The 17,770-nt window shown below is 37.3% G+C and carries 19 protein-coding genes; 9 read left to right on the top strand and 10 right to left on the bottom strand.

Going from position 1 to position 17,770, the window contains the following annotated elements; all coding sequences use genetic code 11:
- Positions 1-20: 20 nt before the first annotated feature.
- The 4 genes from ASG01_RS14435 (at position 21) to ASG01_RS14420 (ending at position 2,767) form a co-directional block, all read left to right on the top strand.
- On the top strand, positions 21-482 hold the full coding sequence (locus ASG01_RS14435; RefSeq protein WP_055865174.1) for a DUF5362 family protein: 462 nt from the start codon (positions 21-23) through the stop codon (positions 480-482).
- A gap of 76 nt (positions 483-558) precedes the next feature.
- Entirely contained in the window at positions 559-1,437 is an 879-nt protein-coding gene (gene bla, locus ASG01_RS14430) for a class A beta-lactamase, subclass A2 (protein ID WP_055865171.1), read from the top strand.
- A 24-nt stretch (positions 1,438-1,461) separates the two neighbouring features.
- Positions 1,462-1,866 (top strand): hypothetical protein, encoded by a 405-nt coding sequence (locus ASG01_RS14425; RefSeq protein WP_055865168.1) that lies wholly within the window; start codon positions 1,462-1,464, stop codon positions 1,864-1,866.
- A gap of 10 nt (positions 1,867-1,876) precedes the next feature.
- Positions 1,877-2,767 (top strand): 3-hydroxybutyryl-CoA dehydrogenase, encoded by an 891-nt coding sequence (locus ASG01_RS14420; RefSeq protein ID WP_185097248.1) that lies wholly within the window; start codon positions 1,877-1,879, stop codon positions 2,765-2,767.
- A 34-nt stretch (positions 2,768-2,801) separates the two neighbouring features.
- Here ASG01_RS14420 and ASG01_RS15910 read toward each other — a convergent pair whose 3' ends face one another.
- Complete coding sequence (locus ASG01_RS15910) at positions 2,802-3,158, bottom strand: hypothetical protein (RefSeq protein WP_131725384.1); 357 nt, start codon at positions 3,156-3,158, stop codon at positions 2,802-2,804.
- A 152-nt stretch (positions 3,159-3,310) separates the two neighbouring features.
- Between ASG01_RS15910 and ASG01_RS14410 the strand changes: the two genes are divergently transcribed.
- Both ASG01_RS14410 and ASG01_RS14405 read left to right on the top strand, forming a co-directional pair.
- A complete protein-coding gene (locus ASG01_RS14410) occupies positions 3,311-4,096 on the top strand; it encodes a hypothetical protein (RefSeq protein WP_131725383.1) in 786 nt (261 codons plus the stop codon).
- A gap of 38 nt (positions 4,097-4,134) precedes the next feature.
- Complete coding sequence (locus tag ASG01_RS14405) at positions 4,135-4,377, top strand: hypothetical protein (protein ID WP_055865157.1); 243 nt, start codon at positions 4,135-4,137, stop codon at positions 4,375-4,377.
- 51 nt (positions 4,378-4,428) lie between these two features.
- Here ASG01_RS14405 and ASG01_RS14400 read toward each other — a convergent pair whose 3' ends face one another.
- From ASG01_RS14400 to dnaN, 3 genes are all read right to left on the bottom strand, one after another.
- Positions 4,429-4,839: an META domain-containing protein gene (locus tag ASG01_RS14400; protein ID WP_055865156.1), complete on the bottom strand. Its 411-nt coding sequence runs from the start codon at positions 4,837-4,839 to the stop codon at positions 4,429-4,431.
- Between the two features lie 81 nt (positions 4,840-4,920).
- Entirely contained in the window at positions 4,921-7,323 is a 2,403-nt protein-coding gene (pheT, locus tag ASG01_RS14395) for a phenylalanine--tRNA ligase subunit beta (protein ID WP_055865153.1), read from the bottom strand.
- Positions 7,324-7,496: 173 nt separating this feature from the next.
- On the bottom strand, positions 7,497-8,627 hold the full coding sequence (gene dnaN / locus ASG01_RS14390) for a DNA polymerase III subunit beta (RefSeq protein WP_055865150.1): 1,131 nt from the start codon (positions 8,625-8,627) through the stop codon (positions 7,497-7,499).
- Positions 8,628-8,837: 210 nt separating this feature from the next.
- On the opposite strand from dnaN, the gene ASG01_RS14385 reads away from it, so the two are divergent.
- Complete coding sequence (locus ASG01_RS14385; RefSeq protein ID WP_055865147.1) at positions 8,838-9,203, top strand: diacylglycerol kinase; 366 nt, start codon at positions 8,838-8,840, stop codon at positions 9,201-9,203.
- Here the strand turns inward: ASG01_RS14385 and ASG01_RS14380 are convergent.
- The 5 genes from ASG01_RS14380 to ASG01_RS14355 all read right to left on the bottom strand — a co-directional run bounded on the left by ASG01_RS14380 (position 9,195) and on the right by ASG01_RS14355 (position 15,950).
- A complete protein-coding gene (locus tag ASG01_RS14380) occupies positions 9,195-9,587 on the bottom strand; it encodes a hypothetical protein (protein WP_055865144.1) in 393 nt (130 codons plus the stop codon). The two genes, ASG01_RS14385 and ASG01_RS14380, sit on opposite strands and share 9 nt — an antisense overlap.
- Positions 9,565-13,263 (bottom strand): phosphoribosylformylglycinamidine synthase, encoded by a 3,699-nt coding sequence (locus tag ASG01_RS14375; RefSeq protein WP_055865140.1) that lies wholly within the window; start codon positions 13,261-13,263, stop codon positions 9,565-9,567. The genes ASG01_RS14380 and ASG01_RS14375 overlap by 23 nt, the downstream gene beginning before the upstream one ends.
- A gap of 48 nt (positions 13,264-13,311) precedes the next feature.
- Positions 13,312-13,746, bottom strand: a complete 435-nt coding sequence (locus tag ASG01_RS14370; RefSeq protein WP_131725382.1) for a hypothetical protein — start codon at positions 13,744-13,746, stop codon at positions 13,312-13,314.
- A 136-nt stretch (positions 13,747-13,882) separates the two neighbouring features.
- Positions 13,883-15,310 carry an adenylosuccinate lyase gene (gene purB, locus ASG01_RS14365; protein ID WP_055865135.1) on the bottom strand — a complete coding sequence of 476 codons (1,428 nt, stop codon included), beginning with the start codon at positions 15,308-15,310 and terminating at the stop codon, positions 13,883-13,885.
- Positions 15,311-15,566: 256 nt separating this feature from the next.
- Positions 15,567-15,950: a hypothetical protein gene (locus ASG01_RS14355; RefSeq protein WP_055865347.1), complete on the bottom strand. Its 384-nt coding sequence runs from the start codon at positions 15,948-15,950 to the stop codon at positions 15,567-15,569.
- Positions 15,951-16,362: 412 nt separating this feature from the next.
- Between ASG01_RS14355 and ASG01_RS14350 the strand changes: the two genes are divergently transcribed.
- Together ASG01_RS14350 and ASG01_RS14345 are read left to right on the top strand one after the other, a co-directional pair.
- Positions 16,363-17,040, top strand: coding sequence for a DUF4197 family protein (locus ASG01_RS14350; RefSeq protein ID WP_055865129.1), 678 nt, complete (start codon positions 16,363-16,365; stop codon positions 17,038-17,040).
- 38 nt (positions 17,041-17,078) lie between these two features.
- Positions 17,079-17,384, top strand: a complete 306-nt coding sequence (locus ASG01_RS14345; RefSeq protein WP_055865126.1) for a DUF493 family protein — start codon at positions 17,079-17,081, stop codon at positions 17,382-17,384.
- A 34-nt stretch (positions 17,385-17,418) separates the two neighbouring features.
- On the opposite strand, the gene ASG01_RS14340 is transcribed toward ASG01_RS14345, so the two are convergent.
- On the bottom strand, positions 17,419-17,766 hold the full coding sequence (locus ASG01_RS14340) for an arsenate reductase family protein (RefSeq protein WP_055865123.1): 348 nt from the start codon (positions 17,764-17,766) through the stop codon (positions 17,419-17,421).
- Positions 17,767-17,770: the final 4 nt, after the last annotated feature.

Here is a 17,770-nt window from a genome sequence, read left to right as displayed (position 1 = left end):
ATAAATTATATAAATAAACTATGGAAACAAAATCTCCTTTTGAACAGTTCGACGAACTAAAAATCGACAACGCTTCAAAAACCTTTCTTTTGGAAGCGGCAAAATGGACCTCATTTTTAGCAATTCTTGGCTACATCGGTCTCGCTTTTATGGTACTTGGTGCTTTATTTTTTATCTTCTTTGGTGCTACGGTTGGGGCGATGGGAAGTTCAATGATGCCTTTTGGCGGCGGCATGATGATCGGAATCATCTATCTTTTGTTTGCCGTTTTTTACTATTTTCCGATAAGCTATCTGTACCGTTTTTCTTCAAATATGAGAAATGCTCTTACAGCAAACAATCAGGCAAGTCTGACGAAAGCATTCGAGTTTTTGAAATCTCATTACAAGTTTATGGGAATTTTAATTATCGTGATGATCGCATTCTACATTCTGGCAATGGTTTTTGTAATGGTAGCAGCGATGGGAAGCGCAACTATGTAAATTTTTATATTCCTTCTTTTAACATTTTGATTTCTCACGATCTTATCATGTAAAGAAGGAATTTTTATATCTGAACATGAAAAAAATTACAGTTATATTTCTGCTGATTTCGGGGTTTTGTTTTGGGCAGATCCGCAGTACACAAATGGATGTCAGCAAAATTCTATATGATAAAAAAGCGACAGTTGCGGTCTCTGTTTTGGGTTTCGAAAAAGAATATTCATTTGATAAAAACGGCGATGCTAAACTTCCTTTGCTCAGCGTTTTTAAATTTCATATTGCGGCAACAGTTCTTCATTTGGTTGACGAAGGCGAATTGGCTTTAGATCAAAAAGTTATTTTAACTGATGCTGAAATGATTCCCGATACATGGTCGCCAATCCGTGAGAAATTTCCGAAAGGCGATGTGGAACTGACTTTGGCAGAACTACTCGAATATACCGTTGCGCAGAGCGATAACAACGGCTGCGATAAACTTTTGAAGCTGATTGGCGGAACCGAAACAGTGCAGAAATTTATGGATTCTAAAGGCGTAAAAGATTTTCAGATCAAAGTCAATGAGGAAGCCATGCAGCAGGACCGGAAAAATATGTACGAAAATTTTTCCAGCACAAAATCTGCTGTGCGCCTTCTGAAAAGTTTTTATGAAAACAAAATCATCAGCAGAAAATCAACAGAGTTTCTGATGAATACGATGCTTTCTACATCGACTGGCGCCAACAAATTAAAAGGCTGGTTGCCAAAAAATGTTCGGGTAGCGCATAAAACCGGTTCTTCCGGAAAAGATAATGAAGGTCTTACAATCGCAGAAAATGATATGGGAATCGTAACTTTACCAAATGGCAAACATTACGCGATCGCTGTGTTAATAAGTGATTCTACAGAAACTGCTGAAGTAAACTGCGGCATTATTGCAGATATTTCGAAAGTATTTTATGATCTCTTAAGTAAATAAATTTTTAATCTTAATTTTAAGGCTATGAAAAAAACAGTTTTGGCACTTGCTATTGTTTGCAGCAGTTTTATTTTTGCACAGAAAAGCAAATCGTACGTTGAGATCAGTTATGCGAGCATCTGTTGCGGCACGCCTTCAACGGCGCCTTTGATGATGTATGTTTCGCAGTTTCAGAAGAAAAACAAGATGAAATCAATGGAAATTCTCAGGCAGTCTGGTTTGGGTAGAGAAGGCGAATTCAATCTTTATATCGGTCTCGACAGTTTTTCTAAATCTAAGAGAAGCAGCTTTATAAAAGGCCTGGAAACCGCTATTTTAAAACAAAACAGCGCAAGAAATAAAAGCAGCGACGGAATTGTGAATTTCGAAAGCAGTAAAATTATCACTCAGGCAGAAGTAAAAGATAAAAATCTGATGCCTTTAAAATAATATGAAAATGATCAAAAACGTAGTAGTAATTGGCGCGGGAACAATGGGGAACGGTATTGCGCACACTTTTGCACAGAGCGGATTTTCGGTACATCTTGTGGATGTTTCTCAGGACGCGCTGGATAAAGGTCTGAAAACCATCACCACTAACCTGGACCGAATCATTGCTAAAGGAAATCTTACCGAAGAAAAAAAATCTGAGACGCTTGGCAACATTAAAACTTTCACAGATTTGAAATCAGCCGTGGCTGAAGCTGATCTTGTGGTAGAAGCTGCAACTGAAAATCAGGATTTAAAACTGAAAATTTTTGGACAAATGGATGAATTTGCGCCCGCAAACTGCATTCTTTCAACCAATACTTCTTCTATTTCAATCACAAAAATTGCGGCTGCCACAAAAAGAGCTGATAAAGTAATTGGGATGCATTTTATGAATCCGGTTCCGATAATGAAGTTGGTGGAGATCATCAAAGGCTACTCTACTTCTGCAGAAACATTTGATGCGATCTACGAGATGAGCAAAAATCTGGGAAAAGTTCCTGTCGAAGTGAACGATTATCCCGGTTTCGTGGCCAACAGAATTTTGATGCCGATGATTAATGAATCGATCGAAACTTTATACAATGGCGTTGCCGGTGTTGAAGAAATTGATACAGTGATGAAGCTCGGAATGGCGCATCCGATGGGACCGCTTCAGCTTGCAGATTTTATCGGTCTGGATGTCTGTCTGGCGATTTTGAATGTGATGTACGACGGTTTTAAAAATCCAAAATATGCTCCAAACCCGCTATTGGTTAATATGGTGATGGCCGGTAAACTTGGTGTAAAATCGGGTGAAGGTTTTTACGATTATTCTGAAAGTAAAAAAGCAGAAAAAGTTGCAAAAATGTTTGCAAAATAAACCTTTTCCATTTGAAAATAAAGGAAAAACATATTCAGATAATTTTGGTCATCGCGGTAATCGTGATGACCATTTTGCGTTTTCTGCTTAATGAGAAAGGCCGCGTAAGCCCTGATTCTATTCGCTTTATAAGATTTGCCCACGTTTTTCCGGTAATTGATAACACGATTACACCAACAGGATATCCTTTAGCAATTAAACTGATTACTTTTTTCGGAAGCGACGAATTCTGGAGCAGCAAAATTTTGGGAATTCTTTGTTTATCAGGTATAATCGTATTTGCAAAATGGAAAAATTTTTTCCTTCGAGAAGTACTCATGACGTGCTGTCTTTTTTCTTTCGTGAGTGTTTTTGCAGCGACCTTAAGTGAAGCTTTAATGCTTCTTTTCATTTTTATTTTACTCTTTATCTGCCGAAATATTACTGAGAAAAAATACGGTTTCAAAACATCGGTAATCTACCTTTCATTAATTTTGATTGTACTTTACAATATCCGCTACACCGCATTATTTTTTATGATCGGAACCGGATTTTTTCGGTATAATGAACTGGAAAAAATCATCTGGAAAAGCCATGATTGCATCGTCGCTTATTTCCGGAGTTTTTGTGATTCCATATCAGATTTTCTTTATCAATTATTTTAATCAAAATTATCTAGATCAATCTGTTGGTTCCGCGACAAAAGATACTTACATACTTTTCCCCGAACTGTTTAACGGGCTTACCACAAGCTTCAATCCGTTTATCCACATAGCAAATCCTGCTGGTGGATCGATCAATATTTTCATCTACGGAATCGGCGCTGCAACAATTTTCGCTCTGATTTTTCTCTGCTTTAAATTTGGCATTTCAGTCTTTGAAAAATTTCTGATCACGATCGGCATTTCAGGCATTCTGCTCACGTATTTCATCCAATACATATATTGGGTTGATGCTTTAGATTTCCGTTTGCTCTGTCCTTTTACATTTCCGCTTTGGCTGGTTTTATTTAAAAAAATGTTTGCACTGTTTTCGCTTAAAACCTACGCAATCGCCTTTTTAAGTCTGGCTTCCGGATTACTTTTTACAATGCTTTCCAAAGGAAATTATTTAAAAAACAGAAAAGGCGCCGAAGAATTTCTAACTTCAGAGGGACTTAAAGATAAGCCGATTTTGTTTTATGTAAAAGATGTGGAGAATCTCGAAGAAATACAGCTGGCTGAACTTCTGAGCACGGTAAGTCCTGATATTGATCTGACATTTAAAGCAAAAGATACACTCAAAAAAAACACACTTACACCGCATAAAGTTTTACAAAAATTTAAAATTGACCGAAACAAATACCAATAATTTTATATATCTTTGAGTAAAGTTTAAACATTAAGAAAATGAAATTACCTAAGTTTTTATTGGCAGACAATTCAGATTTTCCTGAAGATCTTTTTGTAGTGCATACAGAATATCCAAGATTTATCCTGAATGTAGAAGAAGAAGAAGTTGAGTGGCTGGATGATTTGGAAGGCGACGACGAAGAAACGATGGCAGACGAAGCAACGAAAGTTGTGGAAGAAGCTTTCAAATGGTGCGACGAAGAGTTGGCTAAGTACGATGAAGAAGAAGACGAAGCATAATTTTATTTTTTAAGCATAAAAAAAGGAACTCAGATCGAGTTCCTTTTTTATTTACTGTACTTTGTTGAACTTCAAAAGCAGCAAATTATCCTGATAAAGCTCGAGCGTATTGCCACTCACTACATATCGGTTGGCTTTCTGCATCATCGACATAAAGTTGCTTTCAACCGCCATATTCTCACACGCCATTTTGGTTGAACCAAGCTGTGAAGCTGTAAAAGTTCCGCTTGAAGCATCAGTGATTAATGTCCCGAAATAACTGTTGCAACCGCCGTTTCCGTTCACTTTTTCGCCGTCAATGTTCAGTGTTGGCGTTTTGCCTTTTACGTTATCTGCAAGCGTCCATTTTGAGTTTGAAATCGATGGCTGTGCCTTTCCTGCTTTTGCTGAAGAACTTCCCGCAGTTGTTCCGCAAGAAACCAAAACTGCCGATGTCATTATGCTAAAAAATATCTTTTTCATTTTAATTAATTTTAAATATTAACATTCTGAGATGCTATTTTTATTCCAAAAATACAATACTCTCAAAGACTTTCTTAAATTTTATCCTCTTAATTCTGCATTAAATTCTTTCTGAAAAGATTTAATTAGAGAATCCATTACGTGAGCAATCTCTTTTTCTTCCAAAGTTTTTTCTTCATTTAGAAGCTCAAAGCTCATCGCATAAGATTTTTTACCATCCGGAAGATTCTTGCCTTCATAGACATCAAAAAGATTAATGTTTTTGATGAACGGCGATTTGTTCTTTTTCGCAGACTGATACAATTCCTGATACGTAATATTCTTATCAATCAGCAACGCCAGATCCCTTCTGATCTTATTAAATTTTGGAATATCTTTAAACTTCAGTTGATTTTGCGAACGCATTTGCTGAGCCAGTTCCAGTTCAATTTCTGCGTAGAAACAATCCTGATCTACATCAAAATCTTTCTGCATCTGCGCTGAAACCTTTCCTATTCTTGCGACAATTTTACCACCAGCTTCGTAAGCGATTGCATCAGAAAATCTTGCGTCTTCCAGCGCTGTTTCTTTAAAAGTAACCGTTAATTTTTCAAGCAGAACTTTCACGTAACCTTTTAAATGATAAAAATCGGTTGCAGATTTTGGCTGCAACCAATTCTCTGCATTATTTCTACCTGAAACCAAAACTGCTAGTTGTTTTCTTTCTTCGTATGTCTCTTTTTTATGATAGATTTTTCCGAATTCAAAAAACTTAATATCCTGATTTTTCCGGTTGATGTTGTATGCTGCATTTTGCAAAAGACCTTCCAGCAAAGACTTTCGCATAAAAGCCAAATCGTTGCTTAAAGGGTTCAGTAATTTGACCGCATCCGTCTCGTCTTTCAAAGAAGTCAGCGAATTATTCATTACTTCATTAAAACCGAGACTCTGTAAAGTTCTCGCCCACGAGTTTTCAAGTTCATCCTGATCATCTGCATCAAGCTTTACAGGCGTAAATGAAATTTTCTGCGGTGCATCAATTTTATTGTATCCGTAAATTCTTAAAATTTCTTCAATCACATCAATTTCCCGCGTCACATCTGCTCTGTAAGCCGGTACAGAGATTTCGAAACCATTCTGAATATCATTTAAAACCTGAATTTCCAGTGCTTTTAAAATTTCTTTCACCTTTTCTCTGTGAATTTTTGTTCCTAAAATCTGTTCGATTTTTGAAAACCTGATAATCACATAATGATCTTCAATTTTTTTCGGATATTCTTCCAAAAGTTCACCAGAAACTTTTCCGCCAGCCAGTTCTTCAATTAATTTAATTGCTTGAGTAATTGCTGTTTTTGTGATATTAGGATCTACACCTCTTTCAAATCTGAAAGAAGCATCGGTATTTAAACCGTGAAATTTCGCCGCCTTTCTCACCGCCACCGGGTTGAAATAGGCGCTTTCCAGGAAAATCGTCTTTGTCTCATCTGAAACGCCAGAAGTTGCACCGCCAAAAACTCCGGCAATACATAAAGGCTGATCATTTCCGTCTTTTATAATAATTTCCGAACCATTTAGCGTTCTTTCGACACCATCTAAAGTTTTGAATTTTGTTCCCTGGTAAACGGTTCCCACTTTTACTTTTTTGCCTGAAATTTTATCGGCATCAAACGCGTGAAGCGGCTGACCAAAACCGTGAAGAATATAATTTGTAATATCAACAATATTGTTAATCGGACTTAAACCAATTGCCTTCAGTCTGCTTTTCAGCCAATCCGGCGAATCTTTGACCTGCACATTTTCGATTACTGCAGCGATATATCTTGGCGTAAGGTCGACATTTTCAATTTCAATAGAAAAATCATTTGAACCTTCACTCTGAAAAGCATACGCTGAAACCTTTTCAAAATCAGATTTCTGCTGATTCGTCGACATATATGCGTGAAGATCGCGCGCCACGCCGTAATGCGACATCGCGTCGGTACGGTTTGGCGTCAAACCGATCTCTATAACTTCGTCATCGGTTAGTTCAAAATAATCTGCGAAATTTTTTCCGATTTCATATTTAGCTTCATCCAAAATCATGATTCCCCCATGATCATCGCTCAGACCTAATTCATCTTCTGCGCAGATCATCCCCTGAGAAACTTCACCACGAATTTTCGCTTCTTTTATTTCAAAAAAATTGCCGTCTTTAGCATAAATTTTAGTTCCAACTGTGGCCACCGGAACGGTTTGTCCCGCAGCTACATTTGGTGCGCCACAAACAATATTTAGAATTTGATCTCCGCCAATATCAACCGTAGTCTTATTGAGTTTATCGGCATTAGGATGTTTTTCGCATGTTAAAACTTTCCCCACTACAATTCCTTCCAGACTGCCTTTCACGCTTTCAAATTTATCAATCCCCTCTACTTCAAGACCAATATCTGTGAGAAACTCACCGAGTTTTTCGGTTTTCAAATCAGTTTTAATATAATCTTTTAGCCAGTTTCGCGATATTTTCATCTTCTCAGTCTTCTTTTATTTTAAAGCAAGTGTTTTAAATTTCATTGCTTCTAATTTCTGTAAAATCTTAACTGCAAATATCGGCTTTTTTTAAGAAAGACCGAAATCTTAAGCCTTTACGCACAAAAAAAGAGGCAGAAAAAATCTGCCTCTATATAATAAAATCTTTGATACTATAAGCCGATTACTGGCATCGAGAGCATTAAAATCTTTTCTTCGTCTTCAAGACCATCCACAGGCTCGATAATTCCCGGTCTGTTTGGCTGTGACATTTTCATCGTAATATCATCGGCATTGAGAATTCCCAGCATTTCCGTCAAAAATTTTGAACTGAAACCGATGTTTATATCATCACCGTTATAGTCACAAGGAATCTGCATATCAGCTTTGTTCGCATATTCTGTATCTTCAGCGTGAAGGTGAAGAATGTTTGCAGAAAGCTTAAATCTCACCTGATTAGTCGATTTATTAGACATAATAGATGCTCTTCTGATTGCCCCTAAAAGCAGATTTCTGTTGATGGTAAGCACATTCGGGTTTTCTTTTGGAATAACCGCCGTGTAGTTTGGATATTTCCCGTCGATCAGACGGCAGATCCAAATATTTTTACCGAAAGTGAATTTTGCCATATTCTCGTTAAACTCGATCGTAAGATCATCGTTTGAACTGGCAAGAATATTTTTAAAAATGTTAAGCGGCTTCTTCGGCATGATGAATTCCATCGGCTCAGCATTTATCAGATCGGTTCTTTTGTAAACCACAAGTCTGTGAGAATCTGTAGAAACGAAATTGGTTTCATTTTCACCAAACTGAAACAGAACGCCTGTCATTACCGGACGCAGCGAATCATTACTGGTTGCAAATAGGGTGTTTGCTAAAGCTTCTGACAAAACCCCAGCAGGCATTGTCACACTTTGTGCAGCATCAAATTCCGGAAGTTCCGGATAATCGTCTGCATTATCGAGAGCAACAGCAAAATTGTCGCGCTCATCAAGAATTTCAAGCTGACTTCCTGTACCGTCTGCATTATCTTTCACCACCAAAGTCAGTGGCTGCTCGCCGTACGTTTTTATAAAATCCTGAAAAATTTTCGCCGGAACAGCGAATTTACCGGAGTCTTCAGATTTCACATCCAGAGAAGTTACCAAAGTGGTTTCGCCGTCGGAAGCCGTGATGCTGAGATTATTTTCAGATAAATCGAATAGGTAATTTTCTAAAATCGGTCTTGATTGTGAACTGGAAATCACGCCGCTTACCGTCTGCAATGCCTTCTGCAATTCGCCACTCGAGATAATAAATTTCATACGTATTTTGATTGTTTTTTTAGTCTTATGTCATCGCTGCAACAAAACAAACTCTGTTTTTAAAGTGCAGTACCGATTTCATCAATTTTAATAAAGTTCCACAAATATAATAAATAGAACTAAGATTGGAAAGGATAATATTGATGAGTTTACCACAATTATTTTGCTGAAATTTTAACAAAAACTGTAATTTTAGCCGATGAATATCTCATGAGAAAACCATCGATTTTCAAAAGTTTTAAAAATTCCTTTTATGGTTTGTACTGTATTTTCGGATCTGAAAGAAATTTCAGAATTGAATGTCTGGCGCTTATCATCAATATTTTTCTGATCATTATTTTGAAACTTAATAAAACAGATATCTTGATCATTCTCGCGGTCTCTTTTGGTGTTTTGGTGTGCGAAATTTTCAATACAGCTATTGAGAAAATCTGCGATATAATCAATCCCAATTACGATAAGCGTGTTGGTTTTATTAAAGATATTTCCGCAGGAGGAGTTTTATTGATGGCTGCATTTTCGGTGATTGTGGGTGTTTTTGTTTACTGGAAATATCTTGAAAAAATTCTATTCTAAGATCAGCTTGATATTCGAATGCGATTTAATAATCTCAATTAAAATCTCAAAAAGAGTTTGTCCGATTCCATCAACCAATTCCTCCAGTTTTTGCTGGATCAGCTCTTTATTAAAAGGTTTCCCTTGTCTGATTTTGTTCTGGTAAAATACTTTGGTGGCTTCAAAGCCTAAATCTTCTTTTGATTTTTCAGCTTCTTTCCAAATAATTTCACCTTCAAAACCATAAAGAATATCATCAAAACCATCTAGTGTTCCAACTTTCCAGTCTTCATCATTCATAAAGACATCAGAAACTTCTTCGTAGAATCCTGACAGATCAGAAAAATGGCTGCCACTAATGACAGCCGATTTCCTGTTATTTTTATTTGAAGTATTCAACTCCATTTTTAAATATATTGTGATAATTCGCTGTTGGAATATTTTTCATTAAACCTTCTGCGAATCGTTCAGGATGCCCCATTCTACCGTAAATTTTCCCATCCGGACTTGTGATTCCTTCAATTCCGAACAATGAGTTATTTGGATTGAACGGCATTCCGTGAGCAATGTTTCCATCTAAATCTAAATATTGGGTAGCAATCTGTCCGTTCTCATACAACTTCTGAATTTCTTCTTCCGAAGCCATAAAACGACCTTCACCGTGAGAAATCGGAATGGTAAAAACCTGATCTTTCATTCCTTTCAGCCAAGGCGATTCGTCGTTCAGAACTTTCACATTAACCATTTGAGAAATATGTCTTCTGATTGCATTGTGAGCCAACGTTGGAGAATTTTCATCCAAATCCTTAATTCTTCCGTAAGGCAATAATCCTGATTTTACCAAAGCCTGGAAACCGTTACAGATACCGATGATCATTCCGTCTCTGTCGAGTAATTCATGAACGGCATTTCTCATCTTTTCATTCTTCAAAACATTGACAATAAACTTAGCAGAACCATCCGGTTCGTCACCCGCAGAAAACCCTCCTGAGAATGCTAAAATCTGCGACTGTTTAATTTCTTCTACCCACGCATTGATGCTGTCGTCAAGCAACTGATGATTGATATTAATCAAAGGCAAACTGCTAACAATTGCACCTTCTTTTTGGAATGCATTCAGCGTGTCGTATTCGCAGTTCGTTCCCGGGAAAACCGGTGCAAAAACTCTTGGCTGAGCAATTCCGTGTTTCTTAATGATGATATTTCTTGGATTGATAGAGTTTAATTTTGAATCTAATTCAACCGTAATTTTTTCTTTTTCTACTGTTGAAAAAAGGTTTTCAAAAGTTTTTGTATTTGCTTCAAGTAATTTTTCGATTTCAAAATTCAAATCATTGATTTTCAAAATATTTAAATTTTTAACTTCACCGATTAATTGAAGGTCAACAGAACTTAATTCTTCAATTGATTCAATGATTAAGCTACCAATTTTTTTAGCTAATAAAACTTTCTCATCAGCAATATTAATTTCAGCTCCCAATCTGTTTCCGAAACTCATTTTTGCAAGAGCAACAGCAACTCCACCTTCTTTGACGGTCTTTACAGAAACAATCTTTCCGGCTTTAATATATTCGAAAATCAATTCAAAAACAACCTTTAAATTATCATAGTTGGGAAGTCCGTTTTCCTGTGGAATATGGTTGAAGAAATAGAGTTTATTTCCTTCCTGTTTAAATTCGGGAGAGATCACATTTTTCTTCTCACCATTCGCACAAGCGAAAGAAATCAACGTTGGCGGAACATTCAAATCCTGATACGTTCCACTCATAGAATCTTTACCTCCGATGGCTGCTAAACCTAAGTTTATTTGAGCATCATAAGCTCCCAAAAGAGAAGCCAAAGGTTTGCCCCATTTCTCAGGATGCTGACCCAATTTCTCAAAATATTCCTGGAAACTTAATCTGATATTTTTATAATCGCCGCCCATTGCAACGATTTTTGCAACGCTTTCAACAACTGCGTAAGAAGACCCCAACAGTGAATTCTGCTTTGAAATTTCTGCATCAAATCCCCAACTTGCAAAAGAAACTGTTTCAACGTTTCTAGCTCCTAAAATTGGTAACGTCTGAGCGCTTCCTTCCATCAGAGTCTGCTGATATTTACCACCTAAAGGCATCGCAACTGTAGTAGCACCAATCGATGAGTCGAACATTTCCAATAAACCTTTTTGAGAAGCAACGTTTTTATCTGCGAGGATTTTCAAGAAATTCTCTTCGCTAAATTTTAAAGTATCGCCTTTCAACTCATTAAGATGGGTAATCTTAACTTCCTGACTTTTAGAACAACCGTTGGTATCCAAGAATTCTCTTGAAAGATCAACAATCTTATCACCTTTCCAGAACATCTGCATTCTTCCTGAATCTGTCACTTTAGCCACCTCAACAGCCACAATATTTTCAGCCTCACAGAACTTGATGAATTGTTCTTTATCTTTTGGTTCAACCACAACCGCCATTCTTTCCTGAGATTCAGAAATAGCCAGCTCGGTTCCGTTCAAACCTTCATATTTTAAAGGTAAAACATCCAGATTAACTTCCAAAGAATCAGCAATTTCGCCAATTGCAACGGAAACACCACCAGCTCCAAAGTCATTAGATTTTTTGATCAGTCTCGTTACTTCAGGATTTCTAAATAATCTCTGGATTTTACGTTCTTCAACGGCATTTCCTTTCTGAACTTCAGAACTCATCGTGTGAATAGAAGTTTCGTCCTGTTCTTTTGAACTTCCACTTGCTCCACCAACACCGTCACGACCTGTTGCGCCTCCTAAAATAATGATAGAATCACCAGCTTCAGGCTTTTCACGTCTTACCCAATCCACGGGAACCGCTCCGGCAACGAAACCGACTTCCATTCTTTTTGCTTTGTAGCCTTCATCGTAAATTTCGGAAACCATTGTAGTCGCCAAACCGATTTGGTTACCGTAAGAAGAATATCCGTTTGCAGCCTGCTTTGTGATTGTTTTTTGAGGTAATTTTCCTGGCAATGTATGACTTACAGGTTCCAAAACATCAGCAGCACCTGTCAATCTCATTGCCTGAAAAACGAATGAACGTCCTGACAAAGGATCTCTGATTGCCCCACCTAAACACGTTGAAGCACCGCCAAAAGGTTCAATTTCTGTTGGGTGATTGTGCGTTTCATTTTTGAATAATAAATACCACGGTTCTTTTTTACCGTCGTACTCAGCTTCGATCTGGATCGTACAAGCGTTGATTTCGTCAGAAACCACCAAGTTCTCCAGGTTGCCTGTTTTATGGAAATATCTTCCGCAAACGGTCGCCAAATCCATTAAAGAGATTGGTTTCAATTCGCGTCCTAAGAATTTTCTTTTTTCGATGTAATCATTGAAAATCGTTTCCAATGTATGTTTAAACTGTCCTTCAAACTCAATATTTGACAACTCTGTTTCAAAGGTTGTGTGACGGCAGTGGTCGCTCCAATACGTATCTAAAACTTTAAGTTCCGTTTCCGTAGGGTTTCTCTGTTCAGTTTTAAAATATTCCTGGATAAATTTTAAGTCGTCCAAACCTAATGCAAAACCATGATTGTTAAAGAATTCTTCCAGCTGAGCATCATCAAAATTGATGAAATTTTCGTGAACAAGAACCTTTGATGGCGTTTCATCCGCGGGAATATCTAAAACAAATAAATCTTTTTCCTGAGATTCTACTTTATTGATCAGAAGGTCTTTTATTTTAGCTAAATCAGCTTCAGAAACTCCTTCAAATTCGATCAATTTTCCGCTTCGCACTTTAGACTTTTCATTTTCAGTCAGTAAAGCGATACACTGTTGAGCAGAATCCGCACGCTGATCGTACTGTCCGGGTAAGAATTCTAAAGCGAAATAAACTCCTTTGGCAGGATTTTCTTCGATTAAAATATCGGTAACCGGATCCACGAAAGTGCTGTTCACCACTTTTTCGAATTCACCATCATTTAACCCAAAAATATCGTAAACGTTGTACACTTTTACGCTTTGGACAGACGGAACCACCGCTTTTACTTCATCAAAAATCTTTGGACTTTCTACATCGAAAATCCCTCTTTTTTCTACGAAAATTCTTTTATTTTGAGACATAATATGTCAGATATTAAAAATTAAATGTATACTAAAATATAATTTGGGTTAAAACTTTTTCCCATCATAATTGTGATGCAGGCTCAGCAGTTCAAAATGGGGATCATACTCGTAAAGCAAATAGGAACCGTCTCCCAGAATTATTGCAGAAGTTCCGCACGTTGCTTTGTTTTTAAAAATGAGTTTCTTCAGCAATTCTGTATCATCAACAATTATAGTCTCATCCCAAAGCTTAAGTTTATTGAAATTTTTTCCTGGCTGTCTGAAATTATAGGCAACTGCCGTGGGATAAAGCGAATTGAAGTTGGAAACATGCTCTTGAAATTGCTTTACAATGATATTTATATATTTCTTGCCTTCAGAATCAAGTCCATTCCAGCAGGTTTCTTTATCAAAATCGTATTTGATAAAAACTGTATCCTTCACCTGTAGATTTTTTGATAAAAGAAAATTCTTAAATTGAGTGTATTCTTGTTTCGTCATTTGAAATGCTTTTAAATCTCGCGATTTAATTTGCGCAGAACTTTTACATGAAAAACAAAAAAGAGCAATCAGAATAAAAACAATGTATTGCTTCATAGTTTAGTTTTTAAAAAAAATGCAGCCGAAGCTGCACGTATTACACTTTAAGGTCAGCTTCAAGGCCAATCAAATCCTGATTTGCATCCAGAATAGGCTGAACTTCATTCGCGATGAATTCCTCCGTTTGAATCGGTGCGAAACCGATGAAATTTTTAGGATCGAGAACTTCTTTCAGTTTTGATTTATCAAGTTTCAGAGAATGATCGTTTAAAATTCTCTCGATCAAATCGTTTTCTTTACCTTCTTCTTTTACCTGTTTAGAAGCTTCCATGGAGTGAACTCTGATCACTTCGTGGATTTCCTGACGGTCGCCACCAGCTTTCACTTCTTCCATGATGATGTATTCGGTCGCCATGAAAGGAAGTTCTTCCATAATATGTTTGTTGATTCTGTTCGGATACACCACAATTCCGTTCATGATGTTGTTCCAAATCAATAGAATTGCATCAACGGCTAAAAACGCCTGTGGAATAGTCAATCTTTTGTTTGCAGAATCATCTAAAGTTCTTTCAAACCATTGTGTTGAAGCCACCATTGCAGAACTTGTCGTCAAAGACATAACATATTTTGCCAATGCTCCGATTCTTTCACTTCTCATGGGATTACGTTTGTACGCCATCGCTGATGAACCGATTTGATTTTTCTCGAATGGTTCTTCAACTTCTTTTAGATTTTGAAGTAAACGTAAATCGTTGGTGAATTTATGAGCAGATTGTGCAATATTTCCTAATAGAGCAACCACTTTTGCATCGATTTTTCTGTCGTAAGTCTGTCCGGAAACCCCGAAAACTTTTTCGAAACCGAATCTTTTTGACAATTCTTTATCTAAATGTTTTACTTTGGAATAATCTCCGTTGAAAAGCTCAAGGAAACTTGCAGCCGTTCCGGTTGTTCCTTTTACCCCTCTGAATCTTAATGTTTCTAAAAAGAAATCCAATTCTTCGATGTCAAGAACCAGACTTTGTAACCAAAGTGTTGCTCTTTTCCCAACAGTTGTTAACTGAGCCGGCTGGAAATGTGTAAATCCTAAAGTTGGAAGGTCTTTATACTGAATAGAAAAATCAGCAAGATTTTTCATCACGTTAACCAACTTTTTCTTTAAAATTAAAAGTCCGTCACGGATTTGAATTAAGTCTGTATTGTCTCCTACAAATGCCGAAGTTGCTCCCAGGTGAATAATTCCTTTTGCCGAAGGCGCAACGTCACCATAAGCGTGAACGTGAGCCATCACATCATGACGGAATTTCTTTTCGTACTCTGCCGCTTTATCGTAATCGATATTGTCAACATTGGCTTTTAACTCTGCAATTTGCTCTTCTGTGATATCAAGACCTAAGTCTTTTTCAATTTCAGCCAAAGCGATCCAAAGCTTCCTCCAATTCTGGAATTTGTTGTTGTGAGAAAAGTTAAACAACATTTCTTGGCTGGAGTAGCGCTCTTCCAAAGGATTTTTGTAGGAATTCATTCTTTACTTTTACTTTTTTATAGATATGCAAAAGTACGATTTATGACCGAGAGATAAAAGTGCGCATGCGGCGATTTTAGACGAAAATCTCTTATATTAAAAGTTGCCCCGATTGCAGCGGCATCCTTTTTTGTGGCGGCGAAGCGAAGCGGAGCCGCCGTAAAAAAGATACAGCGGAAAGCGGGAATTGCTTCTAAAAAAAAACAATCAACGAAATAAAAAGAAAAAAAACCACTCACAATGAGTGGCTGCAGATTTATTTGTAAATGATCACATTATCTTTTTTGAGCACGTATTTCATTTTTGTGGGTGATAAAAGTGTATATTTTCCGTTTTTCCAGACTCTGCCGGATTTTTTCAGAATTAAACTTTCTTTATCTGTGGGAAGGAAAACTTCCGCCTGATTCATATCCTTGCTGAAGATGACGGCCGACATCATACTGCCGTTGTTTGCTACTTCGGATAGTTTGATTTTTTGATCAAATGTTCTGATGCAGTCTTTTTTAATTTGTGAGTACGTGTAACCCGCAGAGCCGATGCAGCCATGAGCGTCGCGGTCGCCGCCTACGATAGGTGTTTCTACCTGAGAGAATGCGAATGCTGAGACGCAAAGAGAGGCGAAAATAAATGCTTTTTTCATAATGAATGCTTTTTGTTTAATAAAATGAAGGTACAAAAAAAGTGTTTCGCTGAAATATATTTTTCTTCTCCCCATTTTTATGTTTAAAATAAAAAGATTGCTTTATAAAATTGGTAAAGCATTTTATTAGATAAAAAAAATATAATGAGGCAATCAACCGTTTCATTGTATTATTCAGATACAATTTATTAACTAACAGTACGTTAAAAAATTTTGGTTAAATTATTTTTTTTAATGAATTGATCTCAGCCTAACTTTCGGTTAATTTCTCCTTTTAAAATCATTAACGCAGTCACAAAATCTTTTCGCAGATTTTTTTAACATTGCAAGAGCATCGCAATCTTACTGATGATCATTTAGCTTTTATGATCATTTGGTGTAAAATTTGAAACTACCACAAAAAATTTTAGATATGAAAAAATTATTTATTACTGCCGCACTTCTCATCGGTTCCGGAGCGGTAATTACCACAAGCGTACAGTCTTGTGCAACATTGGCGACTACCGATCTCGGAATGGCAATTGTGAAAAAAATGTTGCTGCGTGGGATTGACCGTGCGACGGCGACGTACAGCAGCAAGGATGCTTTTATGCGAAACGATCTGATCGAAAAGGCGCTTCCTAAAAACCTCCGCGAAATCTACAACACTTTGCAGCGTGTCGCCCCATCACTAGTGGCAAGACAGAAAGAAAATATTGCTGAAGTAGCCGTGAGTACCGTAAATATTTCGAAACCGATTCTTCAGAATGCGGTAAATAACCTGACTAAAGAAGATGTGCGTAGAATTGTACAGGGCGGAAAAGGTGTTGCCACAACGATTCTTATTGAGAAATCTTCGCAACAGCTGGTTCAGGCACTTGCACCGCGCGTGGAGCAGGAACTTAATAAGTACGGCGTAACGAAAACTTTAAATACTGCACTTTCGGGATCAAATATTTTGGGTGGACTGCTCGGTGGAACGCGTAATGAAGTGAATTCCGGCGGACTGAGTATGTTGGTTTCTGAGCAACTGGTAAACGGAATGTACAACATCATTCGCCAGACTGAGGAAGAAAGCGGCGACGAGATCAAACGTGCTGTTGGAAATTAGGCAGAATTTCCCTATCTTGTTTCTTTAATTTTGTATCAATGGAAATATTACAGGGCGACGCCAATCAAAATCCTGAGGAATTTTATGAATCTCTGAGGGAAAAATTGAATAACAATTACGATTTTCCGGATGATTATCCTTTTAAATTTATCGTGCCATCGGATGATGTAAAACTTACGGAAATTTACCGCGCATTCGACGGCATCAAGTTTACACTCAGCAACCGCGAAAGCCGCAACGGGAAGTATACCGCATGTAACATCAGTGCTTTTGTTCTGGATGCCGATCAGGTAATCAAAATCTATAAAGAAGTCGGAAAAGTAGAAAATGTTATTCTTCTATAAAACAGAAAAAGTCAGCGTAAATGCTGACTTTTTTTTATTCTTCTACGAAAAGTTTTACCGTTTCCAGCGGCCTTCCTACCATCGCAACCGAACCTTTTATCAGGATCGGGCGCTGTATTAAAGACGGATTTTCCGTTAAAATCTTAATCCATTCTTCTTCTGAATAATTTTTACCGGCAAATTTTTCCAGATACAATTTATCATTTTTACGGATGATATGCGAAACGTCTGCGTTGAGTTTTTTCAGTAAAGTTTTAATTTCAAGCTCGCTGAGCGGATCCTGCATCACATCGATTATTTCAAACGGAACGCCGTTTTCGTCGAGATATTCCAGTACAGCTGTAGATTTTGAGCAGTTGCTGTTATGTATTACTTTTACCATTTTA

The sequence above is a fragment of the Chryseobacterium sp. Leaf180 genome (assembly GCF_001424585.1).
Taxonomy (GTDB): Bacteria; Bacteroidota; Bacteroidia; order Flavobacteriales; family Weeksellaceae; genus Chryseobacterium.
Note: the sequence above shows the minus strand (reverse complement) of the source record. Positions and strands in the feature narration are given on the sequence as shown.

Bases quoted from the DNA above. Each gene is read 5' to 3' on its own strand.
- ASG01_RS14435 (WP_055865174.1), top strand. From the start codon at position 21: ATGGAAACAAAATCTCCTTTTGAACAGTTCGACGAACTAAAAATCGAC.
- bla (WP_055865171.1), top strand. From the start codon at position 559: ATGAAAAAAATTACAGTTATATTTCTGCTGATTTCGGGGTTTTGTTTT.
- ASG01_RS14425 (WP_055865168.1), top strand. From the start codon at position 1,462: ATGAAAAAAACAGTTTTGGCACTTGCTATTGTTTGCAGCAGTTTTATT.
- ASG01_RS15910 (WP_131725384.1), bottom strand. From the start codon at position 3,158: ATGAAAAGAAGCATTAAAGCTTCACTTAAGGTCGCTGCAAAAACACTC.
- ASG01_RS14410 (WP_131725383.1), top strand. From the start codon at position 3,311: ATGAACTGGAAAAAATCATCTGGAAAAGCCATGATTGCATCGTCGCTT.
- ASG01_RS14405 (WP_055865157.1), top strand. From the start codon at position 4,135: ATGAAATTACCTAAGTTTTTATTGGCAGACAATTCAGATTTTCCTGAA.
- ASG01_RS14400 (WP_055865156.1), bottom strand. From the start codon at position 4,839: ATGAAAAAGATATTTTTTAGCATAATGACATCGGCAGTTTTGGTTTCT.
- pheT (WP_055865153.1), bottom strand. From the start codon at position 7,323: ATGAAAATATCGCGAAACTGGCTAAAAGATTATATTAAAACTGATTTG.
- dnaN (WP_055865150.1), bottom strand. From the start codon at position 8,627: ATGAAATTTATTATCTCGAGTGGCGAATTGCAGAAGGCATTGCAGACG.
- ASG01_RS14385 (WP_055865147.1), top strand. From the start codon at position 8,838: ATGAGAAAACCATCGATTTTCAAAAGTTTTAAAAATTCCTTTTATGGT.
- ASG01_RS14380 (WP_055865144.1), bottom strand. From the start codon at position 9,587: ATGGAGTTGAATACTTCAAATAAAAATAACAGGAAATCGGCTGTCATT.
- ASG01_RS14375 (WP_055865140.1), bottom strand. From the start codon at position 13,263: ATGTCTCAAAATAAAAGAATTTTCGTAGAAAAAAGAGGGATTTTCGAT.
- ASG01_RS14370 (WP_131725382.1), bottom strand. From the start codon at position 13,746: ATGACGAAACAAGAATACACTCAATTTAAGAATTTTCTTTTATCAAAA.
- purB (WP_055865135.1), bottom strand. From the start codon at position 15,310: ATGAATTCCTACAAAAATCCTTTGGAAGAGCGCTACTCCAGCCAAGAA.
- ASG01_RS14355 (WP_055865347.1), bottom strand. From the start codon at position 15,950: ATGAAAAAAGCATTTATTTTCGCCTCTCTTTGCGTCTCAGCATTCGCA.
- ASG01_RS14350 (WP_055865129.1), top strand. From the start codon at position 16,363: ATGAAAAAATTATTTATTACTGCCGCACTTCTCATCGGTTCCGGAGCG.
- ASG01_RS14345 (WP_055865126.1), top strand. From the start codon at position 17,079: ATGGAAATATTACAGGGCGACGCCAATCAAAATCCTGAGGAATTTTAT.
- ASG01_RS14340 (WP_055865123.1), bottom strand. From the start codon at position 17,766: ATGGTAAAAGTAATACATAACAGCAACTGCTCAAAATCTACAGCTGTA.